General features: G+C 68.8%; 28 protein-coding genes. 22 read left to right on the top strand and 6 right to left on the bottom strand.

The window, feature by feature from the left end:
- The 7 genes from AADV74_RS07095 to AADV74_RS07065 all read left to right on the top strand — a co-directional run bounded on the left by AADV74_RS07095 (nt 1) and on the right by AADV74_RS07065 (nt 7,868).
- On the top strand, nt 1–2,004 hold the full coding sequence (locus AADV74_RS07095; protein ID WP_342112757.1) for an ATP-binding protein: 2,004 nt from the start codon (nt 1–3) through the stop codon (nt 2,002–2,004).
- The gene (locus tag AADV74_RS07090; RefSeq protein ID WP_342112756.1) at nt 2,001–3,167 is read left to right on the top strand and encodes an acyl-CoA dehydrogenase family protein; all 1,167 of its coding nucleotides are present in this window, start codon (nt 2,001–2,003) and stop codon (nt 3,165–3,167) included. Before AADV74_RS07095 ends, AADV74_RS07090 begins: the two co-directional genes overlap by 4 nt.
- A 14-nt stretch (nt 3,168–3,181) precedes the next feature.
- Complete coding sequence (locus AADV74_RS07085; RefSeq protein WP_342112755.1) at nt 3,182–3,664, top strand: MaoC family dehydratase; 483 nt, start codon at nt 3,182–3,184, stop codon at nt 3,662–3,664.
- The gene (locus AADV74_RS07080; RefSeq protein ID WP_342112754.1) at nt 3,661–4,470 is read left to right on the top strand and encodes an HpcH/HpaI aldolase/citrate lyase family protein; all 810 of its coding nucleotides are present in this window, start codon (nt 3,661–3,663) and stop codon (nt 4,468–4,470) included. Before AADV74_RS07085 ends, AADV74_RS07080 begins: the two co-directional genes overlap by 4 nt.
- Nucleotides 4,471–4,659: 189 nt before the next feature.
- A complete protein-coding gene (locus AADV74_RS07075; protein ID WP_342112753.1) occupies nt 4,660–5,703 on the top strand; it encodes an aldo/keto reductase in 1,044 nt (347 codons plus the stop codon).
- A 103-nt stretch (nt 5,704–5,806) separates the two neighbouring features.
- On the top strand, nt 5,807–7,195 hold the full coding sequence (locus tag AADV74_RS07070) for a M16 family metallopeptidase (protein WP_342112752.1): 1,389 nt from the start codon (nt 5,807–5,809) through the stop codon (nt 7,193–7,195).
- Between the two features lie 70 nt (nt 7,196–7,265).
- On the top strand, nt 7,266–7,868 hold the full coding sequence (locus tag AADV74_RS07065) for a histidine phosphatase family protein (protein ID WP_135119280.1): 603 nt from the start codon (nt 7,266–7,268) through the stop codon (nt 7,866–7,868).
- Nucleotides 7,869–8,133: 265 nt separating this feature from the next.
- Here AADV74_RS07065 and AADV74_RS07060 read toward each other — a convergent pair whose 3' ends face one another.
- A complete protein-coding gene (locus AADV74_RS07060; RefSeq protein ID WP_342112751.1) occupies nt 8,134–8,775 on the bottom strand; it encodes a class I SAM-dependent DNA methyltransferase in 642 nt (213 codons plus the stop codon).
- A complete protein-coding gene (locus AADV74_RS07055) occupies nt 8,772–9,275 on the bottom strand; it encodes a GNAT family N-acetyltransferase (protein ID WP_342112750.1) in 504 nt (167 codons plus the stop codon). The genes AADV74_RS07060 and AADV74_RS07055 overlap by 4 nt, the downstream gene beginning before the upstream one ends.
- Nucleotides 9,276–9,375: 100 nt before the next feature.
- Here AADV74_RS07055 and dapB point away from each other — a divergent pair, with 100 nt between their 5' ends.
- Both dapB and AADV74_RS07045 read left to right on the top strand, forming a co-directional pair.
- Nucleotides 9,376–10,170, top strand: a complete 795-nt coding sequence (gene dapB, locus AADV74_RS07050) for a 4-hydroxy-tetrahydrodipicolinate reductase (protein ID WP_342112749.1) — start codon at nt 9,376–9,378, stop codon at nt 10,168–10,170.
- Nucleotides 10,171–10,175: 5 nt separating this feature from the next.
- On the top strand, nt 10,176–10,649 hold the full coding sequence (locus AADV74_RS07045; RefSeq protein ID WP_342112748.1) for a hypothetical protein: 474 nt from the start codon (nt 10,176–10,178) through the stop codon (nt 10,647–10,649).
- Here the strand turns inward: AADV74_RS07045 and AADV74_RS07040 are convergent.
- The 4 genes from AADV74_RS07040 to AADV74_RS07025 form a co-directional block, all read right to left on the bottom strand.
- On the bottom strand, nt 10,594–11,523 hold the full coding sequence (locus AADV74_RS07040; protein WP_342112747.1) for a TIGR01777 family oxidoreductase: 930 nt from the start codon (nt 11,521–11,523) through the stop codon (nt 10,594–10,596). The genes AADV74_RS07045 and AADV74_RS07040 overlap by 56 nt on opposite strands.
- Before the next feature lie 11 nt (nt 11,524–11,534).
- On the bottom strand, nt 11,535–11,960 hold the full coding sequence (locus AADV74_RS07035; RefSeq protein WP_342112746.1) for an OsmC family peroxiredoxin: 426 nt from the start codon (nt 11,958–11,960) through the stop codon (nt 11,535–11,537).
- Between the two features lie 139 nt (nt 11,961–12,099).
- Nucleotides 12,100–12,582 (bottom strand): DUF4395 domain-containing protein, encoded by a 483-nt coding sequence (locus AADV74_RS07030; RefSeq protein WP_342112745.1) that lies wholly within the window; start codon nt 12,580–12,582, stop codon nt 12,100–12,102.
- Entirely contained in the window at nt 12,579–13,088 is a 510-nt protein-coding gene (locus AADV74_RS07025; protein ID WP_342112744.1) for a TlpA family protein disulfide reductase, read from the bottom strand. Before AADV74_RS07025 ends, AADV74_RS07030 begins: the two co-directional genes overlap by 4 nt.
- A 128-nt stretch (nt 13,089–13,216) precedes the next feature.
- Here AADV74_RS07025 and AADV74_RS07020 point away from each other — a divergent pair, with 128 nt between their 5' ends.
- From AADV74_RS07020 to AADV74_RS06960, 13 genes are all read left to right on the top strand, one after another.
- The gene (locus tag AADV74_RS07020; RefSeq protein ID WP_342112743.1) at nt 13,217–14,026 is read left to right on the top strand and encodes a thymidylate synthase; all 810 of its coding nucleotides are present in this window, start codon (nt 13,217–13,219) and stop codon (nt 14,024–14,026) included.
- Nucleotides 14,023–14,706 (top strand): dihydrofolate reductase, encoded by a 684-nt coding sequence (locus tag AADV74_RS07015; protein ID WP_342112742.1) that lies wholly within the window; start codon nt 14,023–14,025, stop codon nt 14,704–14,706. Before AADV74_RS07020 ends, AADV74_RS07015 begins: the two co-directional genes overlap by 4 nt.
- A 277-nt stretch (nt 14,707–14,983) precedes the next feature.
- Nucleotides 14,984–15,790 (top strand): endonuclease domain-containing protein, encoded by an 807-nt coding sequence (locus AADV74_RS07010; protein ID WP_342112741.1) that lies wholly within the window; start codon nt 14,984–14,986, stop codon nt 15,788–15,790.
- A gap of 160 nt (nt 15,791–15,950) precedes the next feature.
- Entirely contained in the window at nt 15,951–16,925 is a 975-nt protein-coding gene (dapA, locus tag AADV74_RS07005) for a 4-hydroxy-tetrahydrodipicolinate synthase (protein ID WP_342112740.1), read from the top strand.
- A gap of 45 nt (nt 16,926–16,970) precedes the next feature.
- Nucleotides 16,971–18,647 carry a ribonuclease J gene (locus AADV74_RS07000; RefSeq protein WP_342112739.1) on the top strand — a complete coding sequence of 559 codons (1,677 nt, stop codon included), beginning with the start codon at nt 16,971–16,973 and terminating at the stop codon, nt 18,645–18,647.
- 197 nt (nt 18,648–18,844) lie between these two features.
- Nucleotides 18,845–19,336 (top strand): GNAT family N-acetyltransferase, encoded by a 492-nt coding sequence (locus tag AADV74_RS06995; protein WP_342112738.1) that lies wholly within the window; start codon nt 18,845–18,847, stop codon nt 19,334–19,336.
- An 86-nt stretch (nt 19,337–19,422) separates the two neighbouring features.
- Nucleotides 19,423–22,368, top strand: coding sequence for an FtsK/SpoIIIE family DNA translocase (locus AADV74_RS06990; protein ID WP_342112737.1), 2,946 nt, complete (start codon nt 19,423–19,425; stop codon nt 22,366–22,368).
- Between the two features lies 1 nt (nt 22,369).
- A complete protein-coding gene (gene pgsA / locus AADV74_RS06985; protein ID WP_342112736.1) occupies nt 22,370–22,999 on the top strand; it encodes a CDP-diacylglycerol--glycerol-3-phosphate 3-phosphatidyltransferase in 630 nt (209 codons plus the stop codon).
- A complete protein-coding gene (locus AADV74_RS06980; RefSeq protein ID WP_342112735.1) occupies nt 22,992–23,501 on the top strand; it encodes a CinA family protein in 510 nt (169 codons plus the stop codon). The genes pgsA and AADV74_RS06980 overlap by 8 nt, the downstream gene beginning before the upstream one ends.
- Nucleotides 23,502–23,643: 142 nt before the next feature.
- Complete coding sequence (locus tag AADV74_RS06975) at nt 23,644–23,952, top strand: helix-turn-helix domain-containing protein (RefSeq protein WP_055817878.1); 309 nt, start codon at nt 23,644–23,646, stop codon at nt 23,950–23,952.
- Nucleotides 23,953–24,074: 122 nt separating this feature from the next.
- Nucleotides 24,075–24,299 carry a DUF3046 domain-containing protein gene (locus AADV74_RS06970; protein WP_055817880.1) on the top strand — a complete coding sequence of 75 codons (225 nt, stop codon included), beginning with the start codon at nt 24,075–24,077 and terminating at the stop codon, nt 24,297–24,299.
- Between the two features lie 290 nt (nt 24,300–24,589).
- A complete protein-coding gene (gene recA, locus AADV74_RS06965; protein WP_055822649.1) occupies nt 24,590–25,681 on the top strand; it encodes a recombinase RecA in 1,092 nt (363 codons plus the stop codon).
- A gap of 38 nt (nt 25,682–25,719) precedes the next feature.
- Nucleotides 25,720–26,349: a regulatory protein RecX gene (locus tag AADV74_RS06960; RefSeq protein ID WP_342112734.1), complete on the top strand. Its 630-nt coding sequence runs from the start codon at nt 25,720–25,722 to the stop codon at nt 26,347–26,349.
- The last annotated feature ends 13 nt before the right edge of the window (nt 26,350–26,362 follow it).

Genomic DNA, 26,362 nt, shown 5'->3' with positions numbered 1-26,362 from the left:
ATGACCACCGAGAACCCCGAGAACCCCGAGACCTCCACGATGCCCCTCTTCCACACCGTGCTCGTCGCCAACCGCGGCGAGATCGCCGTGCGCGTCATCCGCACGCTCCGTCGTCTCGGCATCAGGTCGGTCGCCGTCTTCAGCGACGCGGATGCCGATGCCCTCCACGTGCGCCTGGCCGACACCGCAGTGCGCCTCGGCCCGGCCGACGCCCGCGAGAGCTACCTCGACGGAGACCGCGTCATTGCCGCCGCGCTCGGCACCAGTGCCCAGGCCATCCACCCCGGCTACGGCTTCCTCAGCGAGAACGCCGCCTTCGCCGCCGCGTGCGAGGCCGCCGGCATCGTCTTCATCGGACCGGGGGAGCAGGCGCTCGAGGTCATGGGCGACAAGATCCGCTCCAAGCTGCACGTGGCGCTCTCGAACGTCCCCGTGGTTCCGGGGGTCTCGGATGCCGCCCTCGACGACGACGCCCTCGCCGAGGCCGCGCTCGCGGTCGGTTTCCCACTGCTCATCAAGCCGTCGGCCGGAGGTGGCGGCAAGGGCATGCAGCTCGTGCGCGCCGCCGAGGAGATGCCCGAGGCGATCGCGACAGCCCGTCGCGTGGCGGCGTCGGCCTTCGGTGACGACACCCTGCTGCTGGAGCGATTCATCGAGCAGCCCAGGCACATCGAGGTGCAGGTGCTCGCCGATGCCCACGGCGCCGTCGTGCACCTCGGTGAGCGCGAGTGCTCGCTGCAGCGCCGCCACCAGAAAGTCATCGAGGAGGCGCCGTCGCCGCTGCTCGACGCCGAGACCCGCGAGCGCATCGGGCGCGCAGCCTGCGACGCCGCCCGCAGCGTCGACTACCGGGGAGCAGGAACCGTCGAGTTCCTGGTCTCGGCCGCCCGACCCGATGACTTCTTCTTCATCGAGATGAACACGCGCCTGCAGGTGGAGCATCCGGTGACCGAGCTCGTGACGGGGTTCGACCTGGTCGAACAGCAGCTGAGAGTCGCGGCAGGGGAGCCCCTCGCCTTCGCGCAGTCCGACGTGCACCTCACTGGCCACGCCATCGAGGCGCGCGTCTACGCCGAGAGCCCCGAGCGCGGCTTCCTGCCCTCGACCGGCACAGTGCTCGCCTACGCAGAACCTCAGGGCGCCGGCATCCGCATCGACAGCGGCATCACCGACGGATCAGAGGTGAGCCCGCACTACGACCCCATGCTCGCCAAGGTGATCGCCCTCGGCTCCGACCGCGCTGAGGCTCTCGCCCGGCTCGACGCTGCGCTCGCCGACACCGTCGTGCTCGGCGTCGACACAAACGTCGCGTTCCTCCGCGGCCTGATCGCCGAACCCGCCGTGCAGGCCGGCGACCTCGACACCGGACTCATCGACCGGATGCCGCCCCCGAGCCCGCCCGTCCCGTCGCCCGAGCTCCTCGCCGAGGTGGCCGCCGCCCTGGGCGCGACCGACCGGCAGCAGCCCGGAGCCGCCTCATCGCTCTGGCGCTCCCGCTCCGGCTTCCGCGTCGGCACGCCGCGCCCCCGCACGCTGGCCTTCCTCGTCGATGGCGCGCTCGTCGAGGTCGAGGTGGGCCCGCAGGCGGGTCTCGATACGCGGGCGGCTCCGTCGCGCGCCACTCGACCAGCGGTGGTCGTCCGCGACGGCGCGCACATCTGGTTGCACGCCGACGGCGCAGCCTACGAGCTGACCCTCCTCGACCGCCCAGCCCGCCTGGCGCGCTCCCTCGCGACAGTCGACCGAGCCGGGAAGACCGCGAGTCCAGAGCTCCGCGCCCCCATGCCCGGCACCGTCGTCGCCGTGCACGTCGCCGACGGCGACCACGTCGAGGCAGGCCAGACGATCGTCTCCATCGAGGCCATGAAGATGGAGCACCGCATCACCACCCCGATCAGCGGGCGGGTGACCCTCACCACCAGCGAGGGGGCCCTCGTCCGTCGCGACGACGTCGTCGCATCCGTCACCCCGATCGCCACGAGCGAGAAACGAGACACCGAATGAACTACGACCTCAGCGACGAGGAACAGGCCCTCTACGACACCGTCAGCGACTTCGCCGACACTGTCGTCGCACCGGCGGCCTACAGCTACGACACCGAGCGCCGGCTGCCGATGGAGATCATCGCGCAGATGGGGGAGATGGGGCTGTTCGGCCTGCCGTTCCCGAAGAAGTACGGCGGCCAGGGCGGCGACTACGTGCAGCTCTGCCTCGCCGTCGAGGCGCTCGGGCGTGTCGACCAGTCCATCGGCGTCACCCTCGAGGCTGGCGTCGGCCTCGGCATCATGCCCATCTACCGCAACGGATCTCCGGCGCAGCGAGAGCAGTGGCTGCCCGACCTCATCGCGGGGCGGGCTCTGGCCGGATTCGGCCTGACCGAGGCCCGTGCAGGCTCGGATGCCGGAGCCACGGAGACCAGGGCGGTGCTCGACGGCGACGACTGGGTGATCAACGGCTCGAAGCAGTTCATCACCAACTCGGGAACCCCGATCACGAGCCTCGTCACGATCACGGCGGTCACCGGCGAGCGCGTCGGACGCAACGGCGACGTCAAGCCCGAGCTCTCCAGCATCATCGTGCCGAGCGGAACGCCCGGTTTCACCGTCGAGGAGCCGTACGACAAGGTCGGCTGGCACACCAGCGACACGCATCCGCTCACCCTCACGGATGTGCGAGTGCCGAGCTCCAACCTGCTGGGAGATCGGGGCCGCGGATACGCCAACTTCCTGCAGTCGCTCGACGAGGGACGCATCGCGTTCGCTGCTCTCGCCGCCGGTGCAGCCCAGGGCTGCCTCGAGGAGGCGCTGCGCTACGCGAAGGAGCGCGTCGTCTTCGGCACCAGCATCGGTTCCAACCAGCACGTCGCCTTCAAGATCGCGAGGATGCAGGCGCGCGTGCACCAGGCGCGACTCGCCTGGCTCGATGCCGCGCGCAAGATGGTGGCCGGCAAGCCGTTCAAGCTCGAGGCGTCCATCGCCAAGATGGTGGCGGGGGAGGCGGCCATGGACAACGCGCGCGATGCGACTCAGGTGTTCGGGGGCTACGGTTTCCTCAACGAGAACGCCGTGGCACGGCATTACCGTGACTCGAAGATCCTCGAGATCGGCGAGGGCACCACCGAGGTGCAGCTCATGATCATCACGCGTGAGCTCGGCCTCGCGAGTTGACTGAAGGGCGACGGATGCCGAACACCCACGACATCGTGCAACGCGGGCTCTGGTTCGAGGAGTTCGACCTCGACGCGCGCTACCTGCATCGCCCGGGACGTACCGTCACCGAGGCGGACAACGTGCTGTTCACCACCCTGACGATGAACACGCAGGCGCTGCACCTCGATGCGGCCTACGCCGCCGGTGAGGAGTTCGGACAGAGGCTCGTGAACTCGATGTTCACGCTGTCGACGTTGGTGGGGGCATCCGTCGCCCAGCTCACCCAGGGCACCCTCGTGGCCAACCTCGGATTCGGGGCCGTCGCGTTCCCGGCTCCGGTCTTCATCGGCGACACGCTCTACGCCGAGACCACCGTTGCGGCCAAGCGGCTGTCGGCCTCGCGGCCGGGGCAGGGCATCGTCACCCTCGAGCATCTGGCGCGCAACCAGGACGACGTTGTAGTGGCCACGGCGTCCCGCACGACGTTGGTCTGGTGCGAGGGGGCGCGGTCATGACGTTCCACCTGGGCCCGGCGCTGCTGTTCTGCCCCGCGAACCGCCCCGACCGCTACGAGAAGGCGCTCGAGCGATCGGATGCCGTCATCATCGACCTGGAGGATGCCGTTGCGCCCGACGACCGAGAAGACGCCCGCGAGGCCCTCGTGCAGACGGCCCTCGACCCCGAAAGAGTCATCGTGCGGCTCAATCCGGTGGGCAGCCATGACTTCTCCGCCGACCTCTCGGCTCTCGAGGCCACGGCGTACCGCTTCGTGATGCTGCCCAAGGCGGAGCATCCGGATGCCGCCGCCGCCGTCGCGGGCTACAGCGTCGTCGCCCTGTGCGAGACCGCCGCGGGAGTGCTCGCGGCGCCCGACATCGCGCGCGAGCCGAACGTCGTGGCACTGATGTGGGGCGCCGAAGACCTGGTGGCCTCCCTCGGCGGCACGTCGAGCCGCTTCGCCGATGGCGGATACCGTGCCGTGGCCGACCACGCCCGCTCCCGCGTCCTGCTCGCCGCGGGTGCGGCCGGCATCGCGGCGATCGACACAGTGCACCTCGACATCGCGGATCTGGACGGCCTCGCCGACGAGGCGACGGATGCGGCTGCCAGCGGCTTCGCTGCCACCGCCTGCATCCACCCGAGCCAGGTCGAGATCATCCGCGCGGCATACAGGCCGAGCGATGCCGAAGTCGCCGATGCGCGGGCGGTCATCGCCGTCGCCGCGCGCGAGCACGGGGTGTTCAGGCACGGTGATCGGATGGTCGACGGTCCGGTTCTCAGGCACGCCGAGGCCGTGCTCCGACGGGCCGGAAACGCCTGATCCGATCGGACGACGGGGGCCGGTGATTCCGGACGATGGAGTCCGGTTATCCGAGGCTTCGAAGCCCGACGAGTTCACTCCTCGTTCACTCGCAAACGTTTCTATAACGGTTGTGGAATACCGGGCGATTCGGCGCCGCAGTGTCGGCGGTCTGCCCTACTGTCAGAAGCCTTAGGGGAGGTGTTGAGAATGACTCAGGTGGTGCCGCGGGCCGCGCAACGAACGGCCGAGGTTGCTCCTGAGATCGTCATTCCCGCACTCGAAGAGACGTCGTCCCCGTTCTCGGGAGCCATCGGCATCCAGCAGGTCGCCGCACCTGCTCGCCGACACATCCCCGACACCGACCTCTGGGTCTTCCCGCTCGCCCTCGGCGCACAGCGATTCGGCCGAACCGTCGACCCGCGCACGGCTGTCGACATGCTCGATCGCTACCGTGAGGGCGGCGGCAACCTCATCGACACCGTCGACGCGGTCGTCGCCCAGCGCAGCGAGCAGCTCATCGGCGCCTGGCTCCGCGCCCGACGCTGTCGCGACGATATCGTGCTCGCCACGACTGTCGGCGGCGGAACCGACTTCCCTGGCCTCACCCCGGCCAACATCATCGCGGGCGTCGATGCTTCATTGCAGCGCCTCGGCGTCGACCGTCTCGACCTCCTGTTCATGCGCGAGTCCGTCGGTGTCCCGGTTCCGCTCGAGGAGAGCCTCGGTGCCATCGACGCGCTGGTGCAGGCCGGCAAGGTCGGCTACATCGCGGCGTCAGGATTCTCGGCCGACAGGCTCATCGAGGCACGTGTGCTCGCCGCCAACGGGCTGCCGCGGTTCCGGGCGGTGCAGTCGTCCTACAGCCTCGCCGAGCGCGTGCCGTTCGAGGGGTCGGTCTCGGTGTCCGCGAACGCCCAGGGCCTCGCGGTGTTCCCGTCCAGCCCGCTGAACCACGGCGTGCTCGCGGGCTCCACCCGCGGCGACGGCTCCATTCCGGCCAGTGTCGCGAGCAGGCTGGCACTGCACCTCAATCGTCGCCTGCGTCGCATCCGGTCGGTCGTCGACCGCATCGCGACCGAGCACGGGGTTCCGTCGGCCACCATCGCCATCGCCTGGCTCCTGGCCCGCCGCGACGTCGTCGCGCCGGTCACCGGTGCTCGCTCCATCAGCGAGCTGCAGTCGCTCATGGCCGCTCCGCGCGTCACCCTCACGCGGTCCGACATGCTCGACCTCGACCGCGTCACTCTCTGACCGGCTGACCCGCCTGACCTGTCCGCTCGACGAGCTGGCCGGCGTCTCGACGCGCAGTCCTGAACCCGACCGGTGTCGGACCGCTGGCCTAAGGTGGAGTGTGATGAACGGCGCAGTTGACCTCCCTCTCGGCATGCCCGAGCTCAGCTTCACCGCATCCGGTGACTGCCTCGTCAGGCGATCGGTCCTCCCGAGCGGGGTGCGCATCCTGACCGAGCACGTGCCGGGTTCCCGCAGTGCCACCATCGGCTACTGGGTCGCCGTCGGATCGCGCGACGAGCTTCCAGCACTGGCCGCCATCAATGGTCGCTCGGCGCACCCGGGAACCTTCGGCTCGACGCACTTCCTCGAGCACCTGCTCTTCAAGGGAACCTCCACCCGCACGGCGCTCGACATCGCCGTCTCCTTCGATGCCGTCGGCGGCGAGCACAACGCCATGACGGCGAAGGAGTACACCTGCTACTACGCCAAGGTGCGCGACCGCGACCTGCCCATGGCCGCAGCCGTGCTCACCGACATGCTCACCTCCTCCCTGCTCGACCCCGAGGAGTTCGAGAACGAGCGCGGGGTCATCCTCGAAGAGCTCTCGATGGCCGAAGACGACCCGTCAGACGTCGCGAACGAGCGCTTCTTCGAGGCCGTGCTGGGTGAGCACCCGCTGGGGCGCCCCATCGGCGGCAGCCCGGCCACGATCGAGGCGGCCACCCGTGAGGCCGTCTGGAACCACTACCGCGCCAACTACCGCCCGCAAGACCTCGTGGTGACGGCGGCAGGAGCCGTCGACCATGACGAGCTCGTGGCATCCGTCACCACAGCGCTCGAATCGGCCGGCTGGGACCTCTCCGTGCCCGCCACCCCCGTCGAGCGTCGTCCTGCCGAGGCCTCGGCCATCACGCGCGGCTCCGAGCTCGTGGTCGTCGATCGGCAGCTCGAGCAGGTCAACATGTTCCTCGGCGTTCCGGGACTCATCGCCACCGACGATCGCCGCATGACCATGAGCGTGCTCAACTCGATCTTCGGCGGCGGCATGTCGTCGCGCCTGTTCCAGGAGGTGCGCGAGAAGCGAGGCCTGGCCTACTCGGTCTACTCCTTCGCCGCCGCATACTCCGATGCCGGCGTCTTCGGCATGTACGCCGGCTGTTCTCCGGCGAAGGCCGCCCCGGTCGCCGAGCTGATGCTCGACGAGCTGCACCTGTTGGCCGACAAGGGGGTGACGGATGCCGAGATGGGCCGCGCGATCGGCCAGATCTCCGGGGCATCCGCCCTCGCGCTCGAAGACAGCGACACCCGCATGAGTCGCCTCGGTCGCGCCGAGATCACCCAGGGCGAGTTCACGGACCTCGATGAGGGTCTGCGCCGGGTGGGGCTGGTGACGGCAGCCGACGTGCAGGAACTCGCCGCAGACCTCGTCTCACGCGAACTCTCGCTCTCGGCCGTCGGTGCCGTCGACACCGCGCTGTTCGAGCCGATCCTCGGAGCCCACGCCGGCTGACCCGGGGGCCGATCGGGCCCCCGCACTGCAGTTCGCACGATTCGCACGCCGCAACACGAAAGGGACACCGGTGCCCCACTACCTCTACCTGGTCCGCCACGGAGAACAGCAGCACGCCGAGCACGGCCTCCCAGACGGACCTCTCTCGGCCCGCGGAGTCCGCCAGGCCCAGCTGCTCGCCGAACGCCTCGGGGGAGTGCCGTTCGACGCCGCCTGGCACTCGCCGCTGCAGCGCGCCGCCGAGACGGCCGCGATCATCGCCGACCGGATGCCGGCGATCACGCCGGAGCCCTCCGCCCTGCTGTTCGACTGCATCCCGTCGGGGCCATCGCCCGAGACTCCGGATGCCTTCGACGCCTTCTTCGGGTCTGTCACGCCGGAGGAGATCGAGGCCGGACGCGCCCAGATGGAGGATGCGGTCACGGAGTTCCTGAAGCCCGCCCGCGGCGAACGCCACGACCTCCTGATCACCCACAACTTCATCATCGGCTGGTTCGTGCGTGAGGTGCTCGGCGCCCCCGACTGGCGCTGGATGAGCATTCCGCAGGCCAACTGCGGGCTCACGATCCTGCAGCAGAAGCCGGGCCGCCCGTGGACCCTGCTCTCGCACAACGACCTCGCGCACCTCCCGGTCGAGCTGCGCACGGGCCTGGCGGAGCCGCTGCCGGCCTAGGCCGCCTTCCCGCTGGCGCCTCCCCACCGCTCGCTGAGGCCCGGGCGAAGACCGCGGTCGGCTCGTCCTCCCGCTCCAGCAGTTCGCCGAGGCCCGGGCGTAGCCCGCGGTCGAAGCGCCCGAGATGCGCTGTCCCCGCTCCTGTCCTCACACACCGCCGGTCGAGTAGCCCGCGAGCGCAGCGAGCAGGCGTATCGAGACCACCCCAGCCGTCCGCAACCGCGCTTCGGCCGCGACTGCGTCGGGCATCAGCGAGCGGTCGGGTTCAACGGCGGCGAGCCAGAACGAATCCCTGGCTGTTCCGTTCGAATCCCACGGGTCCTCGGTCGGCGATCGCGGTCACGTCGAAGCCGGCCTCGTTCAGCCAGTGTGCGATCTCCGGGGTCTCGTGAAGGACGCCGTGAAGGGTGACGTCGTGTCCGTAGGCCTCCTCGACGACCCGCTCACCCGTGCCAGCCTGGAAACCGAACAGCACCGTGCCGCCCGGCATGAGGACTCGCCCGACCTCGTCGACGATGGCAACCACGTCGGCCGTGTCGCTGTGGATGATGGCGTACCAGCAGAGGACCGCCCGGATCGAGGCATCCGGGTAGGGAAGCGCCCGAAGATCCCCTGTCTCCAGAGCGACGCCGGGGTGGCCCGTTCGGGCGTGGGCGATCATCTCCGGCGACAGGTCGATGCCGACCACCGGCGAGACTCCGCGCGTAGACAGGTAGTGCAGCATCCTGCCGGTGCCGCATCCCGCGTCGAGGACGGGGAGCTCCGAGTCGGGGAGCTGCGCGATGAAGTGATCGACCATGCCGAGCTCGAGCGGCGCCTCGTAGCGGGTGTCGGGCAGCACCTCGGCATACGTGTGCGCGACAGTGGCGTAGAGCCGACGAGTCTGATCGATGCGGTCTTCGCTCATGGGCGGGCCACCCCCTTCGCGTACCAGTTCGTCGCGTTCGGGTTGTCGTTGTACGGCTCCACGTCCACGTACCCGGCCCGCCGGTACAGGCTGCCGGCGGCCTCGAGGCTCGCGTTCGTGTCGAGCACCACCTCGGTGGCACCGAAGGCGCGCGCCCGATCCTCGAGCTCCGCGAGCAGCGCCCGCCCCGCGCCGAGTCCACGGGCCGTCGGGCGCAGGTAGAGGTGCTTCACCTCGTACCGCACGACGCCGCTGGGCGTTGGCAGGCGCCGGATGCCGCCACAGCCCACAACGGCCGCACCGTCGTCCGCGGCATCCGTCACCGCCTCGTCCTCGACCTCCAGGAACACCCCGGCGGGCGGCACGAACTGCTCCGGCGACGGGAAGGTCGTGCGATAGCCGCCGGCGCTCGGGAAGGTCGCCTCGCGCTCGGCGAAGTACTCGGCGAGCAGCGTGTGAGCCGTCGCATCCGTCACGGGAACCTCGCGGAAACGCACCATCCTGTCAGCGTATTCGCGAACGGGAGAACCCGACGCCGGCCGACCCCGACGCCAGCCACCCGACCCCGAACCTCCCACGCTCGATTGCTAGGCTGACCGGGTGACAACACGCGTTGCCGTCATCGGCGCCACAGGCAGGCTCGGCTCCCTCGTCTCGCGACTCGTGCGCGAGTCCGACGACTTCGAGCTCGTCGCCGAACTCAGCTCCCGCAGCGGGCTCGACGCCATGCTCGGAGCAGAGATCGCGGTCGACGTGAGCCACCCGGCCGTCAGCGGCGAGATCGTGGAGTACGCGGTCGAGAACGGCCTGCGCGTGCTCGTCGGCACCTCCGGCTGGAGCCAGGAGCGCATCGGCGCCATCACCTCGCGGGTCACGGCTCGAGAGGGCGCCGTCGTGTTCATCCCGAACTTCTCGGTCGGATCCGTGCTCGGCACCCGCCTCGCCACGATCGCGGCGCGTTACTTCGACTCCATCGAGATCGTCGAGGCGCACCACGCGGGCAAGGTCGACTCGCCCTCCGGCACCGCCGTGCGCACGGCCGAGCTCATGACCCGTGCCCGCGCCGAACTCGGCCCGGTCGACGCCCCGCACACCGACCAGCGTGCCCGCGGCCAGCAGGTCGCCAGCATCCCCGTGCACAGTCTGCGCGTCGCGGGCCTCCTCGCCAGTCAGCAGGTCGTCTTCGGCGGCCACGGCGAGACGCTCACCATCCGTCACGACACCATCTCCGACGAGTCGTACGAGCAGGGCATCATGCTCGCCCTCCGTGCCCTGCGCGAGGCGAGCGGCGTCACCGTCGGCCTCGACGCGCTGCTCGGCCTCGGATCGATCGGCGGCGAGGTTCCGCCGGCGCCGGTCGACCCCAGCGACACCTCCGACCTCGTGCAGGACTGACGCGCGTGAAGTCCCGCACCGCCGCCTGGCTGATGGCCCTGCTGCTCGTCCTCTACTTCGTGCTCGTCGGCTGGCGCGCCGTGCAGTTCATGGGCACCGGCGAGCTCATCGGCATCCTCATCGGCGTCGCGCTCATCGTGCTGCCGATCGTCGGAGCGTGGGCCCTGTGGCGCGAGCTGGCGTTTGGCTTCGGCAGCGAGCGTCTCGTCAAGCGTCTCGACGCTGAAGACGAGCTGCCCGTCGAGGAACTCACGGTGAGTGCGACGGGGCGCCCCGACCGTGTGGAGGCCGCTGCCGACTTCGCGCGCTTCCAGAGCGCTGTGGAGCAGCATCCGGAGTCCTGGCGCGATTGGTTCCGCCTCGGGCTCGCCTACGACGCCGCGCGCGACCGCCGCCGGGCACGTCGAGCCATCTCGCACGCCATCAGGCTCGAGCGTGCCGAGTCTCGGGCCGATCCCGCTGCGGGCGACGTCCGCTGAGCATCCAGTCGATCGCCTGCTCGGCCGTCTCGTGCTGGAACCTGAAGCCGCTTGCCACCAGTTTCTGCGGCACGACCTCCTGATCGGCCAGCAGCAGGTCTCGCGCATCCTGCAGGGCCAGTTCGACGAGCTTCTTCGGCGCAGGCACGAGGTAGGGCCTGTGCAGCGCCGTCGTGAAGGCGCGCATGATGCGTTCGGCCGATGCAGCGACCGGGGCGACGAGGTTGACGGGACCTGAGACGTCGGCCGTCAACAGGTGACGGATGGCGCCCACCTCGTCGGGCAGGGTGATCCACGGCCAGTGCTGCTTGCCGCTCCCCAGGGGGCCGGCGAGGCCGAGCCGGCTCTGCAGCTCGACGATCGAGAGCACGCCGCCCTGGCCGATGACGAGACCCGTGCGCATGGTCACCACGCGCACACCGTCGGGCGCTCGCCTGGCGGCCTTCTCCCAGGCATCGACGACGTCGGCGAGGTAGCCCTGGCCACGCGCCGAAGACTCTGTCAGCACTTCGCCGGGGCGGTCGCCGTAGATGCCGACAGCCGAGCCGCTCAGGAAGACCGATGGCGGTTTCGAGGCCGTGCGCATGGCATCCGTCAGCGTGTGCGTTGCACGGATGCGGGAGGTGAAGATCTCGCGCTTCCACTTCGGTGTCCACGGCAGCCGCGCCAGCGAGGCGCCGGAGAGATTGATGACGGCGTCGACGTCGTCCATGATCCCGCCGGGAATGACGCCCTTCTCGGGGTGCCACTCCACCTCGTCGCTGCGGGTGGGGGCGCGGCGCACGAGGCGCAGCACCTCGTGGCCATGGGACGTGAGGGAGTGCCCGAGGTCGCTGCCGATGAAGCCCGACGCTCCGGAGACGAGGATGCGCATGCGGTGAGCGCCTAGGCCAGAGTCGCTTCGATCGTGATGGGGATGCCGGCGAGAGCCTTGGAGATGGGGCAGTTGGCCTTGGCGAGCTGGGCGATCGACTCGAAGTCGGCGTCGGAGATGCCGGGAACGCTCGCGTTCACCAGCAGGTGACTGCCCGTGACACCGGTGCCGGCGACGAAGGTGACGGCCGCGGTCGTCTGGATGGAGGTCGGCGGGTGCCCGGCGTTGGTGAGCTCGAGGCTGAACGCCATCGAGAAGCAGCTCGCGTGGGAGGCGGCCAGAAGCTCCTCGGGGTTCGTCGTTCCCGACTCTCCGTCGGCACGGGCTTTCCAGTTGATCGGGAAGGTCGCGACCTTCGAGGAATCGAAGCTCACCGTGCCGTTCCCGGTGAACAGTTCGCCGTTCCAGACCGTTGTTGCCTCGCTCGTTAGCGCCATGGGTTCCTCCTCGAAGTGGACTCTTCCCACCCTAAGGAACTGCACGCCCGGTATCTACGCCCCGGGCGGGGATCTGCGGCTGGTGCCCAGCAACGGCGATCGCCGGCGCGGGCTCGCTGACTTGCTGCCTGCTGGCTCGCTAGGCCGCGGCGGGCCGCAGGCGCTGCAGCAGCAGGTAGATCTGGCAGCCGAGGCAGAAGCCGAACGCCGAGTTGAGGAAGGCCGCCACGAACGCGAACGCTGCGGCGATGACGACGGCGGGTGCGATGCCGAAGAGGCCGAGGATCACGCCGATGCCGGTCACGACCAGCCCGACTCCCTGGGCGAAGGTCGGTGGGCGCGGATCCTCTCGCTCGGTCGTCGGCTCGAGGCGGGGGAGCACGGCCCGGCGGAAGATGATGGCGAACGGATGCCGCCGGATGCCGGCGATCGTCGTCCACGCGAACGTCGCCGCGACGGCCGCGAGAAGCAGCAGCGCCGCGAGTTCGGCGCCGGCGAGCCCCAGCACGACGTCGATGAGGAGGAGCACGGCCGTGATCGTCGCGACGAAGCGCGGACCGCGCGGGTCGATGCCGGCTGCTGCTGCGCTCGCGCTGGGTCGGGTCTGGTTCTCGGCGGTCATGCTGGGCTCCCGATGATGGTGGTCAGGCGGTCGGAGACGGCGCGCCGGTCCGGGGCGCCGCCCACGCGGGCGCGCACGGTTCCGCGTCCGTCGAGGATGAGGGTGGTCGGCGTCTGCAGCACGTTGTAGCGGCGGGCGATGTCGGGGCGGTGCGTGAGGTCCACGTCGAGGTGGCGCACGCCGACGTGCTCGCCTGCGATCGCGCCGAGCACGACGCGGGTCTGCGGGCATCGGGAGCAGAACTCCGTGGAGAACTGCAGCAGCGTCGCGTTCTCGCCGAACTGCTCGTCGCTGTCGACGTCGGCGGGGGTGACTACCAGGGCGGGAGGCGCCGAGGATGGCGAAAGTGCCTGCGTCGCGGCGGTGCTCGCTGTGGATGCCACCGCGGCCGCCCCTGCGGCATCCGTCACCGTGATGCGACCATCGCGGGAGCGCAGCCAGAATCCGAGCGCCGTCGTCGCGCCGACCAGCACCAGGGCTGCTCCGATGGCGGCGATCCACGTCATCCGACCATGGTCGCGCAGGCCCGGCCGGCGCAGGCGAGTATGACCTGCCGTGACGTCGGAGCGGCATCCGTCGACGACGCGCTCGACACGCCCCGATGGTGTGGCCGGGCCGCGATACGATCGACGCGATGAGCGCCACGATCCCCACCCCATACGAGGACCTGCTGCGCGATGTGCTCGAGCACGGCGCGCAGAAGACCGACCGCACAGGCACCGGAACCCGCAGCGTGTTCGGTCGCCAGATCCGCTTCGACCTGGCCGAGGGCTTCCCCCTCATCACGACCAAGCGCGTGCACTTCAAGTCGATCGCCTACGAGTTGCTGTGGTTCCTGCGCGGCGAGAGCAATGTGGGCTGGCTGCGCGAGAACGGCGTCACCATCTGGGACGAGTGGGCGGATGCCGCCGGCGAGCTCGGGCCCGTCTACGGCGTGCAGTGGCGGTCATGGCCGACGCCGTCGGGCGAGCAGATCGACCAGATCAGCGACGTGATCGACGCCATCCGGGCCACTCCCGACTCCCGACGTCTCATCGTGTCGGCGTGGAATCCCGCCGACATCCCGAACATGGCGCTGGCCCCCTGCCACGCCCTGTTCCAGTTCTACGTGGCCGACGGCAAGTTGTCGTGCCAGCTCTACCAGCGCAGCGCCGACATGTTCCTCGGCGTGCCGTTCAACATCGCGTCGTACGCGCTGCTCACGCTCATGGTCGCCGACCAGGTCGGACTCGAGCCCGGCGAGTTCGTGTGGACCGGCGGAGACTGCCACATCTACGACAACCACGTCGCCCAGGTCACCGAGCAGCTCTCCCGCGAGCCCTACCCGTATCCCACCGTGCGCATCGACACGAAGCGCGACAGCATCTTCGACTACGAGTTCAGTGACTTCGTCGTCGAGGGCTACGAGCACCACCCCGCCATCCGCGGCGCCGTCGCCGTATGACGGATGCCGCTGCCCGGGGCGCTGGCGACGTCGCTGACAGCGCCGCCGGGGTCGCTGCCTCTGCTGCTGAGGCCGGCGCTCTCAGCGCTGATGCCGCCGCCGGCTCTGCGGCATCCGTTTCCCTCGGCCTGATCTGGGCGCAATCCTCGGACGGCACCATCGGACGCGACGGCGTCATGCCCTGGCACCTGCCGGAGGACCTCGCGCACTTCAAGCAGGTGACGCTCGGCGCGCCGGTCGTCATGGGTCGCAAGACCTGGGATTCGCTTCCGCCCCGCTTCCGTCCCCTCGCCGGACGCCGCAACATCGTCCTCACCCGTCAGCACGACTGGTCGGCCGACGGCGCCGAGGTTGCGCACTCCATCCCCGACGCCCTCGACCTGGCGGCGGAGCCCGCGCCCGCTCCCGCTCCAGGGTCGCCGGATGCCGCCTCCGTCGCGGCCACCCCCGAGCGCATCTGGGTCATCGGCGGAGCCGAGCTCTTCGCCGCCGTCATCGACCAGGCCGACGTGCTCGAGGTCACCGAGATCGACGCGTCGTTCCCCGGCGACACTCAGGCTCCGCTCATCGCCCCCACCTGGGCCCTCGCCGCCGCCGACCCCGCGTCCGACGCGCCCCTCATCTGGCACACCTCCCGGGCCGGCCTCCAGTACCGCTTCCTCACCTACGCCCGCCGCTGACCTGCAGCGTCTGCCGCCGTGTGAAGGCAATCCGCCCTCCGTGTGAAGGCATACGGGGGTTCTGACCCGGAATCCGGGGGAGCAATCGCTTCTGATGCCTTCACACGGCGGGAGACTGGCGCTCCTCCGCACCTTCGCCTGCGGGCCATTCCTCCTCAGCTCTGACGGCATCGACAATCAGGCGGCCCACCGGCGTCACTATCGGCGGGTGAGTGCTCATCAGATCGTCCACAATAGAGGCGGTCTGGCGCCCTCAAGCGCCCTTCGCGTCGAAGGTTTGACCCCGACAGAGATTCAGAAAGCGGTACTTCAGGCGGAGGTCTATCGGGTCCGCAAGGGATGGTTCGTCTGCCCGGAGGTGTCTGCGAATTTCCGGACCGCTGCAAGAGTCGGCGGCCGACTGACCGGCACCACGGCAGCGAAGGCGCTCGGCATCTGGTCACCGCCCGATCAGCCTTTCCACATCGCGCTCCCACACAACGCCTGCCGGCCGCGGTCGCGGTCGAGCCCATTCCAGCGGAGCACGGAGGTCGTCGATCCAGGCCTGGTGCTTCACTGGAACGATGATCGGTCAGGTCAGAGTCCTTTCGTCGTGCCGGCAGCGATCTGGGTTCCACAGGTCATCGGTGACGTCGATGCGCCCCAGGCTGCGGCAGTCATCGATTCAGCCCTGCGGCTCGGCTACCTCGATCGGAACGAATGGCGGTCCATCTTCGCTGCCTTGCCCCTAGCCAAACGGGAGGGGTTCAGTGTCGTCGACGGGGTCCCTGAAACCGGAACCGAGTCCATGGTGCGGTTCGCACTGTCCCTGGTCGGCATCATCGCCCGACCACAGTTCGAGGTCGGGAGTCGTCGGGGTGATCTGCTCGTCGGCGACCGTTTGATCCTGGAGATCGACAGTGAGGCGCACCATAGCGGTCGGTCCGCTCGCATCCGTGATTCAAAGCGTGATCGTGAACTCGCTGCCCGAGGTTATGTCGTGCTCCATTTCGACTACGCCGAGGTGATGTACGACCTGCCGGTGGTGATCGCTGAGATCGTCGCGCTGGTGAGGGCCGGTGTCCACCTCCGTGCGGCCGTGTGAAGGCAACTCGAAACGCGGATCCGCGGAGACGCGGGCACGGTCAGCACTCTGCCTTCACAAGGATGACATTGTGCCTTCACATGGCGGAGGGAAGACAGAGACAGCGCCCCCGCGCGACACACGAGGCGGCGGCACCGCCCGAACCGATACGCTGGAGGGCGTGTCGACGCAAAACCCCTTCGGTCAGGTCCTTGTCGCTCTCGTCACGCCTTTCACCGCCGACGGTGAGGTGGATTGGCCGGGAGTCGAGAAGCACATCGACGACGTCATCAAGGCCGGAGCCGACGGCATCGTCGTCACGGGCACCACTGGTGAGACCAGCACGCTGACCGACCAGGAGAAGCTCAAGCTCGTCGAGGTCGGCAAGTCCGTCTCCGCAGGCCGCGCCAAGATCATCACCGGCGGCGGATCCAACGAGACCGCCCACGCCATCCAGCTCGCCCAGCAGAGCGAGAAGGCCGGCGCCGACGGCAACATGATCGTCACGCCGTACTACAACAAGCCGACTCAGGCCGGCATCCTCACGCACTTCCGCATGGTCGCGGATGCCACCGACCTGCCGGTCATCCTCTACGACATCCCCGGTCGCACGGGCGTGCCCATCAAGTACGAGACGATCATCCGCCTCGCGAAGCACCCCAACATCCTCGCCGTCAAAGACGCGAAGGGCGACTTCAGCGAGGTGAGCCGCGTGCTCAACCAGACCGACCTGATGTACTTCTCGGGCGACGACGCGAACATCCTCGCGCACCTCGCCATCGGAGCATCCGGACTCATCGGAGTCACGGCCAACATCGCGGCCAAGCCGTACCGGACCATCGTCGACGCAGTGAACGCCGGCGATCTCCACACGGCGACGGATGCGCACCGCAAGCTCGAACCACTCGTGCGCGCGGTCATGACGCATGTGCCCGGCACCGTCGCGGCCAAATACATCCTCCATGGCCTCGGCCGCATCGGGAGCCCGCGCGTGCGGCTTCCCCTTGTGGGCCCCGAGGAGTGGGAGGCGGCGCAGATCGAAGACGAGATCGATCTCGTGCGCCACATTCCGGGAGTCGATTTCTCGAACTTCCGTCCCGATCGCAATGCCGCAGCAGGCGGCGCACTGCCCCGAATCGCGGGCACAACACGCTAGCGCTGGAGCGAATCCAGCGCGTGAAGAAGAAGTAACGGAGGGCTCATGCCCGGAGAAGTATACGAACCAGCCCCGCTCGAACCGGGAACTCTGCGGATCATCCCCATCGGTGGTCTCGGCGAGATCGGTCGCAACATGACCATGTTCGAGATCGACGGCAAGATCCTCATCGTCGACTGCGGCGTGCTCTTCCCCGAGGAGCACCAGCCCGGAGTCGACCTGATTCTGCCCGACTTCAGCCCGATCCGGGATCGCCTCGACGACATCGTCGCCGTCGTGCTCACGCACGGCCACGAGGACCACATCGGCGCCGTCCCCTACCTCCTGAAGTTGCGCGCCGACATCCCGCTCATCGGATCCGGCCTCACGCTCGCCCTCATCGAGGCGAAGCTCAAGGAGCACCGCATCAAGCCGCTCGTCCTCACCGTCAAGGAAGGCGACATGGAGGCGATGGGGCCGTTCGACCTCGAGTTCGTCGCGGTGAACCACTCGATTCCGGATGCTCTCGCCGTCGTCATCCACTCGGCAGCCGGAACCGTCATGGCCACCGGTGACTTCAAGATGGACCAGCTGCCGCTCGACGGCCGCCTCACCGACCTTCGCGAGTTCGCCCGTCTCGGCAAGAGCGGCGTCGACCTGTTCCTCGTCGACTCGACCAATGCCGATGTTCCCGGGTTCACGACACCCGAGCGCACCATCGGCCCGGTTCTCGACCAGGTCATCTCGAAGGCGACGGGCAAGGTCATCGTCGCCAGCTTCTCGAGCCACGTGCACCGCGTGCAGCAGGTGCTCGACGCCGCTCACGCCAACGGCCGCCGCGTCGCTCTGCTGGGACGCTCGATGGTGCGCAACATGACCATCGCCGCCGACCTCGGGTACCTCAAGGTGCCCGAGAACGTGCTCGTCGACTACAAGAAGGCCGGCAACGTTCCCGAGAACCAGATCGTCTACATGTCGACCGGTTCGCAGGGCGAGCCGATGGCCGTGCTCAGCCGCATGGTCAACCGCGACCACGCCGTCGAGGTGGGGGAGGGCGACACCGTCATCCTCGCCTCCAGCCTCATCCCCGGCAACGAGAACGCCGTCTACCGCATCATCGACGGCCTGACGAAGCTCGGCGCCAACGTCGTGCACAAGGGCAACGCCAAGGTGCACGTCTCGGGTCACGCTGCAGCGGGCGAGCTGCTGTACGTCTACAACATCCTGAAGCCCAGGAACGTGCTCCCCGTGCACGGCGAGTGGCGTCACCTCTGGGCGAACGCAGCGCTCGCGCAGCAGACCGGCATCCCAGAGGCCAACACCTTCCTCGGCGAGGACGGCACAGTCTTCGACATGAAGGCCGGCGAGGTGAAGGTGGTCGGCCAGCTCGACCTCGGTTTCGTCTACGTCGACGGCTCGACCGTCGGTGAGATCACGGATGCCGACCTCAAGGATCGCCGCATCCTCAGCGAGGAGGGCTTCATCTCGGTCATCGTCGTGGTGGATGCCGCCACGGGCAAGGTCATCACCGGCCCCGAGATCCACGCCCGCGGGTTCGCGGAGGACGAGACGGTCTTCGACTCGGTCAAGCCCAAGATCGTCTCCGCCCTCGCCGAGGCGTCGCAGCAGGGCGTGCGCGATCAGCGCGCGCTGCAGCAGGTCGTGCGCCGGGTCGTCGGTCGTTGGGTGAACGTCTCGTTCCGCCGTCGTCCGATGATCGTCCCGCTGGTCATCGAGGCGTAGCGCACCGATCCACCACGTCACCACGCCTCTCACCGTGTGAAGGCATCAACAGAGGGCGATCCGCGGAATCCTGCGGGTCGCCCTCTGCTCGCCTTCACGCGGAGGTGCGATCGCCTTCACACGGCGGCAGCGGGGACCAGCAGGGCCGCACGAGTATCCGTAATCCGCCCGTAACGCGCGCGCCCTACGATCTGAGGATGACGGCATTCGGCCTCCGCGCAGCGGTCGGAAGCGATTCGCGCTTCCTGACCGACATGGTCGTCGAGGCTGCGAACTGGAACCCGAGCGCCAGCAGGCAGCGGGTGAGCGTCCTGGCCGATCCGGAGTACACCCGCTACGTCGCGGGCTGGCAGCGTCCGAGTGACGCCGGAGTCGTCGCCGAGGACCCTGAGGGCATGCCGGTCGGAGCCTGCTGGTTCCGGCTGTTCCCGACGAATGCGCCGGGGCACGGCTTCGTCGCCGTCGGGGTGCCCGAACTCATCCTCGGAGTCAGTCCCATCTGGCGCGCGCAGGGTGCCGGGCGCGCACTGCTGCGCGAGGTCGTGTCGATGGCGCGCACAGCGGGCCACGCACGGCTGACGCTGAGCGTCGAGCGTGGCAATCACGCAGTCGACCTCTACCGCAGTGAGGGCTTCGTCACCGTCGCCACTCCCGGCAGCCGCGAGACCATGGTCAAGAACCTGCGCTGATCGCGGCATCCGTTCTCCGCCGCCGATCGCGAGACACCCGACCCGGCCTCCGCGGGAATGGCCGGGGCCGGAAGTACCGTTGAGCCATGGCTACGAGCACCAAGGCGACTGGTCGCGCACGCGCGACTCCTTCGTCGCGCGGCGGCGCGACGAAGCCACCGGCCAAGACCCCCGCGAAGACTCCGACCAAGGCCGCGCCCCGCGCTTCCTCGAAGACGAGCGCCCAGACCCTGAAGTTCACCGAGGTCGAGGAGAAGCCCAACGTGCTCGTACGAGCCTGGATGGGGCTCGCCCACGTCGCCGGGGGAGCGGCCCGTGCCCTCGGCCCTGAGCAGCTCGCCAAGGAGGAGCGCCGCGACGGCCTGCCGTTCTTCATCATCCTCCTGGCCATCGCCGGCGCTGTCATCGAGTGGTTCCTCATCAACGAGCCCGTGGCGCAGACCCTCGACGTCTGGACCTTCGGCGGCCTGGTCGGTCGAGTCGCGTTCGCGCTGCCGATCATCATGCTGGTGTTCGCGGTCTGGCTGTTCCGGCATCCGTCGTCGGTGCACGACAACTCCCGCATCGGAATCGGCCTCGGCCTCCTGCTGGTCTCCATCGCCGGCCTCTGCCACGTCTTCGGCGGGCAGCCCGCCCCGAGCGACGGCATGGACGTACTCGCCCGCGCCGGCGGCATCCTGGGGTGGATGATCACCTGGCCGATGATGCTCGTCGCCCCGTGGCTCGCCGTCGTCGTGATGATCGTGCTCATCGCGCTGTCGCTGCTCATCATCACCAAGACCCCGCCGAACCGCATCCCGCAGCGCATGCGCGAGCTCTACGCCTGGCTGTTCGGAGCCCACCTGCCCGACGAGGAGGAGCGCGACGAGGCCCGCCTCGCAGCGAAGTCCGCGAAGAAGGAGCGCTCACAGGCCGTCGAGCTCGACGGCATCGACAGCCTCGGCCTCGACGGCGACGGCGAGTCCTCCACACCCGACAACCTGCCCTGGTGGCGCCGGAACACCAGCGGCCGCGAAGAGGACCCCGCCTTCGAGGCCGCCGGCGTCGACGGACTCACGGACGTCTTCGGGGGAGCGCCGGAAGGCGCCTTCGACAGCGCGCTCGACGGTGTCGGTGATGGTGCATCGGGCGACCGCGGCGGCGTCAAGGGCGACCACTACGGCACCGAGGTCATGGCCGATCTGCAGGCGGCGGAGGATGCCGTCAAGCGCTTCACCGGCGAGGTCGGCGGAGCCACCACCCTGCTCGCCGATGGCGCTGCGGTTCCGGATGCCGCCCCAGGCGTGCTCCCCGGATTCTCAGCGGCCGGCGCCGTCTTCGACCAGGCCGGCGTCGCGCCTGTCGACGACCAGCCCACTGCTCCGTACCACCTCCCCGCGGCATCCACCCTCGCGGCCGGTGCCCCGGCCAAGACGCGCTCGGCCGCCAACGACGAGGTCGTGCGGGCCATCACCGACGTGCTGCAGCAGTTCTCCGTCGACGCCCGCGTCACGGGCTTCTCGCGCGGCCCGACGGTCACGCAGTACGAGGTCGAGCTCGGTCCCGGCGTGAAGGTGGAGCGCGTGACAGCACTCTCGAAGAACCTCTCCTACGCCGTCGCCTCGAACGAGGTGCGCATCCTCTCGCCCATTCCGGGCAAGAGCGCGATCGGCATCGAGATCCCGAACAGCGATCGCGAGATCGTCACGCTCGGCGACGTCCTCCGATCCGGCGCCGCGGCCAAGAGCACGCACCCGATGACCATCGGCGTCGGCAAGGACGTCGGCGGCGGCTTCGTGCTCGCGAACCTCGCCAAGATGCCCCACCTGCTCGTCGCCGGCTCCACGGGATCGGGCAAGTCGAGCTTCGTGAACTCCATGATCACCAGCCTGCTCATGCGCGCCACCCCGGCCGACGTGCGCATGGTGCTCATCGACCCGAAGCGCGTTGAGCTCGCTCCGTACGCCGGCGTTCCGCACCTCATCACGCCCATCATCACGAACCCCAAGAAGGCCGCAGAGGCGCTCTCCTGGGTCGTGAAGGAGATGGACATGCGCTACGACGACCTGGCGTCGTTCGGCTTCCGTCACATCGACGACTTCAACAAGGCCGTCATCAACGAGGAGATCATCCTCCCCGCCGGTAGCGAGCGTCAGCTCAAGCCGTACCCCTACCTCCTCGTGGTGGTCGACGAGCTCGCCGACCTCATGATGGTCGCCCCCCGCGACGTCGAGGACTCGATCGTGCGCATCACGCAGCTCGCCCGAGCATCCGGAATCCACCTCGTGCTCGCCACCCAGCGTCCGAGCGTCGACGTCGTCACCGGCCTCATCAAGGCCAACGTGCCGAGCCGCCTGGCCTTCGCGGTCACGAGCGTCACGGACTCCCGCGTCATCCTCGACCAGCCGGGCGCCGACAAGCTCATCGGTCAGGGTGACGCGCTGTTCCTCCCCATGGGTGCGTCCAAGGCACTGCGCGTGCAGGGCGCCTGGGTCAGCGAGAGCGAGATCGAGCGCGTCGTCAAGCACGTCACGCGCCAGGCCCGTCCCGAGTATCGACCGGATGTCGCGGTGTCGGCAGAGCGCAAGGCCATCGACTCCGACATCGGCGACGACCTCGAGCTGCTGCTCGCGGCCGCTGAGCTCGTCGTCTCGACCCAGTTCGGCTCCACCTCCATGCTGCAGCGCAAGCTGCGGGTCGGCTTCGCCAAGGCCGGCCGCCTCATGGACCTGCTCGAGTCACGCGAGATCGTCGGCCCCTCCGAGGGATCGAAGGCCCGCGACGTGCTCGTCACGGCCGAGCAGCTGCCCGGCGTGCTGGCCCGCCTGCGCGGCGAGGACGACGGGTCGGCGCCGGCGCCGAGTGCGGCATCCGCTGCCCCGTCAGCCCCCCAGCAGACGACGGTGCAGCAGACGGTGCAGCAGGGTTCTCAGCCCACCGGAGCGCCTGTCGACCCCTACGGTGACGACCCCGTCGCGCGCATGACCGAGGGCTATCCTGAGGAGGAGGGCGATTCCGACGAGGACGCCTGGAACCTGACCGGCAGGGACTGACATGGCTTCGCTCGACGCCGAGGTGCCTCGCGCCTCGAACTGGAACCTGCCCAACCTGATCACCGTCGTGCGCATCCTGCTCGCGCCGCTGTTCTTCTGGATGCTGCTGGTCGACAACGGTGCCGACGGGGCTCTCCGCTGGTGGGCCGCCATCGTCTTCATCGTGGCCATCGCCACCGACGGCGTCGATGGGGCCATCGCCCGCCGACAGGGCCTCGTGACCGACCTCGGGAAGATCCTCGACCCGATCGCCGACAAGCTGCTCACCGGTGGCGCCCTCGTGTGCCTGTCGATCCTGGGCGAGCTGTGGTGGTGGGTGACCATCATCATCCTCGTGCGCGAGGTCGGCATCACCGTGTGGCGCATGGTCGAGCTCTCCCACCGCAACGTCGTTCCGGCGTCCCGGGGCGGCAAGCTCAAGACCATCGCGCAGTCCATCGCCATCTCGCTCGCGCTCGTTCCGCTCTGGACCGTGCTCGGCGACTGGATCTTCTGGGTCAACTGGGTGGCCATGGGCATCGCCTTCGCCCTCACCGTGTGGTCGGGCGTCGAGTACCTCGTCTCGGCGTGGAAGCTGAAGCGCGCCCTGCCCGCCGCATCGTCGGGGTCGACCTCGGGAACGGATGCCTGAGCCCATCGTGCGCGACGCCACAGCCGAGCTCATCGCCGAGCTGACGCGCCGCGGACTCACCATCGCCGTCGCGGAATCGCTCACGGGCGGCCTTCTCGCTGCCGAGCTGATCCGCATTCCGGGGGCATCCGTCGTCGTCACAGGGGGAGTGGTGGCGTACAACACGGCCATCAAGCACAGCGTGCTGGGCGTGGACGCCGACCTCCTCAGTGAACACGGCGCCGTGCACCCTCGGGTCGCCGAGCAGATGGCGACAGGGGTGCGGACTGCCCTCGCGGTCGACGGACGTGAAGCCGACGTCGGCATCGGCACGACGGGCGCTGCCGGCCCCGATCCACAGGATGGCCAGCCCGTCGGCACCGTGTTCATCGGCATCTCCATCGATGAGCGGACGCAGGTGCTCGAGCTCGCTCTCGACGGCGGTCGGGCGGCCATCCGCGCCGCCGTCGTGACCGCGGCGATCGCCGCTGCTCTCGACCTCCTGCTCGACACGGCGGAATAACCTGCGTTAACTCGCCGTTACATCGGGCGTATTCACAAGAAAACGCCGGAACAGCGCAGTACGCTGGAGTAACGGAGTACCTGTCGTACTCTGTATCAACTCACCCGCACCGGGGTGACTGGCAGCACAGAAGGGGGTTCCAATGATTCTGGTTCGTCAGGAAATCGGCGATGTTCTCAGGGACTTCCGTCTGCAGAAGGGCCGCACGCTCCGTCAGGTGGCGAGCAAGGCCAGTGTCGCTCTCGGCTATCTCAGCGAGGTCGAGCGCGGACAGAAGGAAGCGTCCAGCGAGATCCTCGCATCGGTTGCCGATGCGCTCGACACTCCGATCTCGGTCATCATGCGCGAGGTGGGCGACCGCCTGGCCGTGCTCGAGGGGATCAACCCGATCCCCGACACAGTGCCCGAAGACCTCGTCGTCGACTTCGACGCCGAGCTGCTCGTTCGCTGAGTCCCGCATACATCAAGAACGCCAGCCGGTCATCGACCGGCTGGCGTTTCTTTCCCCTTTTCGTGTCCCGTGACCGTGGCCCAGCACCGCGCATCCGGGTCGCCTCGCCCGTGGAGTGATCTGTGAAGTCCAGCGAGTTCCGCCTCGCCGTGCAGGAGGAGTTCGGCGACGCCTACGGTCGCTCCCTCCTCCGCGACCTCGTACTGCCCGACCTCGGCAATGTCACCGGCGATGAGGCGCTCGCAGCCGGCACCCGCCCGCGCGACGTCTGGTACGCCCTCTGTGCTGCGATGGACGTGCCTGAGAACCGCCGCCACGGCGCCGGGCTTCGGGAGCCGCGCCGCTAGCTCGTTCCGCGTGCGGCATCCGTTGTCATCGTCGACGACACGCCGCTCCGACGTCTCGAACGGATGTTCGGATCTTGCTAGGCTCCTCAACAGCAGCGAATCGAAGACGGACAGTCCACTGTCGTCGGGGTCATCCGAGCAATGTCGGAGGCTCGGCGTAGCGTCCTTTCCATCAGCGATGAACTGCTGACTGCCTTGTCAGTCGCGTGCCCGGTTCATGAGCGCCAAGCTCTAGCCTCACGCGACACGACAGCCTAGAGGCGACGGAATATCGACAGAAGGAGACCATGATGCCCTCAGCTGCAGACCGCGAGAAGTCACTCGAGACAGCTCTCGCCCAGATCGACCGCCAGTTCGGCAAGGGGTCGGTCATGCGCCTCGGAAGCGATGAGCGCGCACCCGTCGCCGTCATCCCGACGGGTTCGATCGCGCTCGACGTCGCGCTCGGCATCGGGGGACTCCCGCGCGGCCGCATCGTGGAGATCTATGGTCCGGAGTCGTCGGGTAAGACGACCCTCACCCTGCATGCCATCGCCAACGCCCAGCGCGCCGGTGGCATCGCGGCCTTCATCGACGCCGAGCACGCGCTCGACCCCGAGTACGCCAAGAAGCTCGGCGTCGACATCGATGCCCTCCTCGTCTCGCAGCCCGACACGGGTGAGCAGGCCCTCGAGATCGCCGACATGCTCGTGCGCTCCGGATCCATCGACCTCATCGTCATCGACTCGGTGGCGGCGCTCGTGCCCCGCGCCGAGATCGAGGGCGAGATGGGCGACTCGCACGTCGGCCTCCAGGCCCGCCTCATGTCTCAGGCCCTCCGCAAGCTCACCGGTGGTCTCAGCCAGACCAACACCACGATGATCTTCATCAACCAGCTGCGCGAGAAGATCGGTGTGTTCTTCGGAAGCCCCGAGACCACCGCCGGCGGCAAGGCCCTCAAGTTCTACGCCTCGGTGCGCCTCGACATCCGTCGTATCGAGACACTGAAAGACGGAACCGAGGCCGTGGGCAACCGCACTCGCGTGAAGGTCGTCAAGAACAAGATGGCTCCGCCGTTCAAGCAGGCCGAGTTCGACATCCTCTATGGCGTCGGAATCTCGCGTGAGGGCTCGCTCATCGACTTCGGTGTCGATCACGCCATCGTGAAGAAGTCGGGTGCCTGGTACACCTACGACGGTGACCAGCTGGGCCAGGGCAAGGAGAACTCGCGCAACTTCCTGCTCAAGAACCCCGACATCGCCCTCGAGATCGAGAACAAGATCCTCGCCAAGCTCGGAGTCGGCATCGCCGGTGCCGCAGCGAAGGCCGCGACCGACGCGGCTCTGGCCGCCGAGGTTCCGGCCAATGTGGAGTCGATCACCGCGAAGCGCAAGGGCGCCTAGCTCTACAGCACCATCCAGACGAGACCGGGGAGAGACATATGCCGTCGAACAGCAGCACGAGCAACAGCACGGGCGGCACAGACGAGCGTCTCGCCCCGGTCTCGTATCTTCCCTGGGCCGGGGCCGAGACCGACACCGATGCCGCGGCAGACGAACTGGTTCCGCAGCGCCGGGTTCCCGGGGTCGACCCCGAACGCGACCTGCTCGAGGCCGAGAACGTTCTCACCAGGCGCCTGCGTGGCCGCTCCCTCTCCGTGGCCGAGGCGCGTGCGGTGCTCGTCGAGCTCGAACTCGACGAGGGCGCCGCCGAAGATCTCATCGAACGGTTCGAGCGAATCGGCTACCTCGATGACACCCGCCTGGCCGAGCAGATCGTTCACACTCACCACGAGCGCAAGGGCCTCGGCCGTTCCGCCGTTGAGGCCGAGATGCGGCGCCGCAAGCTCGACCAGCACGCCATGAGCGCCGTGCTCGACGAGCTCTCGGTCGATGAGAGCGGCCCCGCGACAGAGCTCGCCGCCGGCAGGCTCAGCCGCATGAGTTCGCTCGACGACGAGACCGCCGAGCGCCGCCTGCTGTCCTTCCTCATGCGCAAGGGCTACTCCTCGAGCGTGTCCCGTGAGGCCGTCAAGACGGCCTTCTCGGCGATCGGGCGACGCGCCCGCTGAACGTACACTGGTC

Source organism: Leifsonia stereocauli (genome assembly GCF_038432415.1).
Lineage (GTDB): Bacteria > Actinomycetota > Actinomycetes > Actinomycetales > Microbacteriaceae > Orlajensenia > Orlajensenia stereocauli.
Note: the sequence above shows the minus strand (reverse complement) of the source record. Positions and strands in the feature narration are given on the sequence as shown.

What these genes read in the sequence shown, in the direction of transcription:
- AADV74_RS07095 (WP_342112757.1), top strand. Translation starts at nt 1, where the DNA reads ATGACCACCGAGAACCCCGAGAACCCCGAGACCTCCACGATGCCCCTC.
- AADV74_RS07090 (WP_342112756.1), top strand. Translation starts at nt 2,001, where the DNA reads ATGAACTACGACCTCAGCGACGAGGAACAGGCCCTCTACGACACCGTC.
- AADV74_RS07085 (WP_342112755.1), top strand. Translation starts at nt 3,182, where the DNA reads ATGCCGAACACCCACGACATCGTGCAACGCGGGCTCTGGTTCGAGGAG.
- AADV74_RS07080 (WP_342112754.1), top strand. Translation starts at nt 3,661, where the DNA reads ATGACGTTCCACCTGGGCCCGGCGCTGCTGTTCTGCCCCGCGAACCGC.
- AADV74_RS07075 (WP_342112753.1), top strand. Translation starts at nt 4,660, where the DNA reads ATGACTCAGGTGGTGCCGCGGGCCGCGCAACGAACGGCCGAGGTTGCT.
- AADV74_RS07070 (WP_342112752.1), top strand. Translation starts at nt 5,807, where the DNA reads ATGAACGGCGCAGTTGACCTCCCTCTCGGCATGCCCGAGCTCAGCTTC.
- AADV74_RS07060 (WP_342112751.1), bottom strand. Translation starts at nt 8,775, where the DNA reads ATGAGCGAAGACCGCATCGATCAGACTCGTCGGCTCTACGCCACTGTC.
- AADV74_RS07055 (WP_342112750.1), bottom strand. Translation starts at nt 9,275, where the DNA reads ATGGTGCGTTTCCGCGAGGTTCCCGTGACGGATGCGACGGCTCACACG.
- AADV74_RS07040 (WP_342112747.1), bottom strand. Translation starts at nt 11,523, where the DNA reads ATGCGCATCCTCGTCTCCGGAGCGTCGGGCTTCATCGGCAGCGACCTC.
- AADV74_RS07035 (WP_342112746.1), bottom strand. Translation starts at nt 11,960, where the DNA reads ATGGCGCTAACGAGCGAGGCAACAACGGTCTGGAACGGCGAACTGTTC.
- AADV74_RS07030 (WP_342112745.1), bottom strand. Translation starts at nt 12,582, where the DNA reads ATGACCGCCGAGAACCAGACCCGACCCAGCGCGAGCGCAGCAGCAGCC.
- AADV74_RS07025 (WP_342112744.1), bottom strand. Translation starts at nt 13,088, where the DNA reads ATGACGTGGATCGCCGCCATCGGAGCAGCCCTGGTGCTGGTCGGCGCG.
- AADV74_RS07020 (WP_342112743.1), top strand. Translation starts at nt 13,217, where the DNA reads ATGAGCGCCACGATCCCCACCCCATACGAGGACCTGCTGCGCGATGTG.
- AADV74_RS07015 (WP_342112742.1), top strand. Translation starts at nt 14,023, where the DNA reads ATGACGGATGCCGCTGCCCGGGGCGCTGGCGACGTCGCTGACAGCGCC.
- AADV74_RS07000 (WP_342112739.1), top strand. Translation starts at nt 16,971, where the DNA reads ATGCCCGGAGAAGTATACGAACCAGCCCCGCTCGAACCGGGAACTCTG.
- AADV74_RS06995 (WP_342112738.1), top strand. Translation starts at nt 18,845, where the DNA reads ATGACGGCATTCGGCCTCCGCGCAGCGGTCGGAAGCGATTCGCGCTTC.
- AADV74_RS06990 (WP_342112737.1), top strand. Translation starts at nt 19,423, where the DNA reads ATGGCTACGAGCACCAAGGCGACTGGTCGCGCACGCGCGACTCCTTCG.
- pgsA (WP_342112736.1), top strand. Translation starts at nt 22,370, where the DNA reads ATGGCTTCGCTCGACGCCGAGGTGCCTCGCGCCTCGAACTGGAACCTG.
- AADV74_RS06980 (WP_342112735.1), top strand. Translation starts at nt 22,992, where the DNA reads ATGCCTGAGCCCATCGTGCGCGACGCCACAGCCGAGCTCATCGCCGAG.
- AADV74_RS06975 (WP_055817878.1), top strand. Translation starts at nt 23,644, where the DNA reads ATGATTCTGGTTCGTCAGGAAATCGGCGATGTTCTCAGGGACTTCCGT.
- recA (WP_055822649.1), top strand. Translation starts at nt 24,590, where the DNA reads ATGCCCTCAGCTGCAGACCGCGAGAAGTCACTCGAGACAGCTCTCGCC.
- AADV74_RS06960 (WP_342112734.1), top strand. Translation starts at nt 25,720, where the DNA reads ATGCCGTCGAACAGCAGCACGAGCAACAGCACGGGCGGCACAGACGAG.